Below are 272 nucleotides of genomic sequence, written 5' to 3' on the forward strand. Positions count from 1 at the left end.
TTTCAGTACTTGATGCTCAAGTTCGTTTTCACGAATAAGCACCACTTTATGACCTAATTCTTCAGCAACCATTTGGGCTGTTTCTTGGTCAAGTACTTGGTTAATCGTTACCATAGTGCCCATTTTCATCATTTGCTTGATGATAACAGTGGCTTTAATTGCCATTAAATGCGCTAATTCTGATACGGTTACGGTTTCACCGATACGCACATCACGACTAACAGCTGCAGCAGGTTTATTAAAACCGTGTGCCATAGATTCAGGTGCTGTAC

The 272-nt window shown here is 40.8% G+C and carries 1 protein-coding gene; it reads right to left on the reverse strand.

All coding sequences use genetic code 11. The features are described from left to right. A partial coding sequence (locus AAEY57_RS20020) for a translation initiation factor IF-2 N-terminal domain-containing protein (protein WP_350608669.1) occupies positions 1 to 272 on the reverse strand: 272 nt, incomplete at both ends.

This window comes from Pseudoalteromonas sp. MER144-MNA-CIBAN-0113, from assembly GCF_040308965.1.
In the GTDB taxonomy this organism is placed as follows: Bacteria; Pseudomonadota; Gammaproteobacteria; order Enterobacterales; family Alteromonadaceae; genus Pseudoalteromonas; species Pseudoalteromonas tetraodonis.